This window comes from Synechococcales cyanobacterium T60_A2020_003 (assembly GCA_015272205.1).
In the GTDB taxonomy this organism is placed as follows: Bacteria; Cyanobacteriota; Cyanobacteriia; order RECH01; family RECH01; genus JACYMB01.
Map to the genome: position 1 here is coordinate 1 of JACYMB010000174.1, position 2,777 is coordinate 2,777.

Annotated in this window: 4 protein-coding genes; all 4 read left to right on the forward strand. The window is 53.5% G+C overall.

Going from position 1 to position 2,777, the window contains the following annotated elements; translation table 11 throughout:
• Nucleotides 1-338 precede the first annotated feature (338 nt).
• The 4 genes from IGR76_09165 to IGR76_09180 all read left to right on the forward strand — a co-directional run bounded on the left by IGR76_09165 (nt 339) and on the right by IGR76_09180 (nt 2,452).
• Nucleotides 339-1,082, forward strand: coding sequence for a DUF2993 domain-containing protein (locus IGR76_09165; protein MBF2078676.1), 744 nt, complete (start codon nt 339-341; stop codon nt 1,080-1,082).
• 170 nt (nt 1,083-1,252) lie between these two features.
• Nucleotides 1,253-1,888, forward strand: coding sequence for a GerMN domain-containing protein (locus tag IGR76_09170; GenBank protein MBF2078677.1), 636 nt, complete (start codon nt 1,253-1,255; stop codon nt 1,886-1,888).
• Between the two features lie 90 nt (nt 1,889-1,978).
• Nucleotides 1,979-2,128 carry a hypothetical protein gene (locus IGR76_09175; GenBank protein MBF2078678.1) on the forward strand — a complete coding sequence of 50 codons (150 nt, stop codon included), beginning with the start codon at nt 1,979-1,981 and terminating at the stop codon, nt 2,126-2,128.
• A gap of 21 nt (nt 2,129-2,149) precedes the next feature.
• On the forward strand, nt 2,150-2,452 hold the full coding sequence (locus IGR76_09180) for a substrate-binding domain-containing protein (GenBank protein ID MBF2078679.1): 303 nt from the start codon (nt 2,150-2,152) through the stop codon (nt 2,450-2,452).
• The last annotated feature ends 325 nt before the right edge of the window (nt 2,453-2,777 follow it).

Here is a 2,777-nt window from a genome sequence, read left to right on the forward strand (position 1 = left end):
ACACCACGGCAAATATAAAGTTTGAGATACTTACCCCCAATCGGGATATGGCCGAGAATATTGCGGATCAGGTCGGAGTGAAGTTTTTCAACGATTATGCGGGCATTGCCTATATCTGTGACGCGGAGGTACTGTACGCGCACACTTTCTGCGGGCCAGACGGCTGTTGAATCCAAGCAACGCAGGCCTAAAAAGCCGGGGCATGACCCCGGCTTTTTAGCTAAAGCAGCAGAAGCCTCTCGCCATACTCTCCGATGTGGCGTGAGATGATGCGAGTGAGTTGAGTTTTAAGTTGCAACATGGGTATGGAGTGGATTGTCGGACTATTAACAGGGATCATGACTCTACTTGCGCCCGTTGGGGTGATTAGCGAAAGCCTAGTGGAAGATGCCCTTCGCGATCGCCTTTCGTCTGCCGAATCTCTCCAGGTGCGGATCGATAATGTGCCGACGCATCAACTTTTGGAAGGACGGGTCGATCGGGTACGGATTGCAGGTCGAGGACTGTATCCATTACCGGATGCGCGAATTGCACTGCTGGACATCGAAACCGATCCCATTGATGTGCAAATGGATCAAGTACGCCAGGGGCACCTCCGACTGGAGGAACCGCTGCAAATGGCGATGCATGTGGTAATTACAGAAGATGACCTGCAAACCGCGCTGCAATCAGAAGCCGTGATTGAGCAGTTGCAAGACTGGAGTGAGGATATTTTTGGTGAGGGCATAGACGGGTATGACCTAGTTGACCCCAAAGTACAGTTTTTGGGCGATCGCCGCCTCCAGGTGAAGGTGCAACTCCAGGGGCGATCGCCCGATGTGGATCCCATTGCCATTTCCGCTGCGGTCACGATCGACGCCTTGGGAGCCCAGGTACAGCTTCTCGATCCTCAAATTACGATTGATAACGAACCCTTGCCGGATGAACTCGTCAATCCCGTTGTGCAGGGCTTAAATCAACAGCTTGATCTGCGATCGCTAGAAAACGAAGGGATCACCGCCCGTTTGCTAGACTGGGAATTAACCCCCGATACGCTATCAATAGTGGCTTTTGTCAAAGCGGAACCCAAAGCATTGCGATAGACGTTGACTAATCGGTTCCCAATTGTGGCGATTCACAACTAAGTTGCTTCTCCCCTGCTAATCCTGATGTAGGATGCAGGCACAACCCTTCAGTCCTGTTCGTCAGGGGATCCAGGGAGATCCGACGATGGCCTCTAGCGGCTAACACTACATTTACAGGAGTTTCAACCATGCAAGATCCGAACGTGCGCGATCGCGAACCCAGCACTGCCCCCTCTTGGAAAATCATTGCTGGCCTGGTTGCGGCTGTGGTTTTGGTCGGTGGAGGGGCAGCCGTTTGGACCATGAACTCTGCGAACGCTCCTGGAACCAATCCGGTGGAGTCTACGGACGGTACCGCCGTCAACCCGTCCGATCCGTCTGAAACAGCGGTTCCACAGGAAGCAATGATTCAGGCCTATGTCCTGGAAATCGATGGCAACAGCTTTAAGCTGGTGCCTGCCAGCGTGCCCACCAGTAGCACGGAGCCAGCCGAGCAATTAAAGGACAGCTTCAAGTACATCCTGTCGCCCGATCAGGTGGAAACTGGGTTCTCAGAAATTCCAGCGGGGACGAAACTGCTGAACCTCACCATAGAGGACGATGGCGTGCATGTGGATTTGTCCTCCCAGTTCACCCAAGGGGGAGGCAGCGCCTCCATGACCGGACGCTTGGGACAAGTGGTATACACAGCCTCTAGCCTTGATCCAACTGCATCTGTATGGATTTCGGTAGACGGCAAGCCGCTAGAGGTGTTGGGAGGTGAGGGGTTGATGGTAGACCAGCCCATGACCCGCGCCAGCTTCGATCAGAATTTCCCGCTGTAGCGATCGCCCCTACTTCTGCGTATTTCAGACTATCGATCATCCCCCCACAGACTCGCTAGGACGGGTGGAGATGTTGGCTTGTATCCTCCTATGACTCCAAAAAATGAGACGCCTGCACTGATTGCGTCGTTGCTCCTAACGGTGGGTTTGCTGGGGGGAGGTGGGTGGTGGTTGATGCGCCAACTCAATATCGGGCGATTGCCCCAATCCCAGGTCGTCAGTGAAACGCCGAGTACCTGAACATCCTCCGAGTCTCCAGAGGTGACCACGGCCGATCGTTTTGCGGATGTCTCTAAAGTCCCGACAGGCTTATTTTCCTACGGCGGCAGCACCACCTGGGCTCCGATTCGGGGATTCGCTGATCCAGCAATTCAATCTGCTTTATCCGGATTTCAGCTTCGATATGTCGATCCAGCCAGCGGTGCCCCAGGCTCGTCGGCAGGCATTCGCATGTTGTTAGACGGACAGCTTAGTTTTGCCCAATCATCCCGTCCCTTAACCGATGAGGAGTACCAACGGGCAACCCAACGGGGGGGTCGCTGCAGCAAATTGCCGTCGCCCTAGAAGGATTGGCGATCGCCGTCAATCCAGACCTGCCTGTGGCGGTTAATCCAGCAGGCGGGCTTTGTGCCACTGCGATCGCCATAGTTACTGATGCTCGCTAATTGAGTCGCTGTTTTAGCCAGAAATTGAGAAGAGGGAGCGCAAGTTGATACCCCAACTGTGGACCATAGATTAATCCCTTCTGCTCTAAGCTGTTTAGAGCACCCTGAAGTCCCCCTCCCCGAGAAAGTTGGTGCTTTTTAATATAGAGCTGATTTGACATCTTTATAGTTAGACTTAAAGGAGCCAAACCTCTTAAACCGAACAACGATGAGCTATTCGAGCA

Excerpts from the sequence above, each read along its gene's own strand:
- IGR76_09165 (MBF2078676.1), top strand. The coding sequence starts at position 339 with ATGACTCTACTTGCGCCCGTTGGGGTGATTAGCGAAAGCCTAGTGGAA.
- IGR76_09170 (MBF2078677.1), top strand. The coding sequence starts at position 1,253 with ATGCAAGATCCGAACGTGCGCGATCGCGAACCCAGCACTGCCCCCTCT.
- IGR76_09175 (MBF2078678.1), top strand. The coding sequence starts at position 1,979 with ATGACTCCAAAAAATGAGACGCCTGCACTGATTGCGTCGTTGCTCCTA.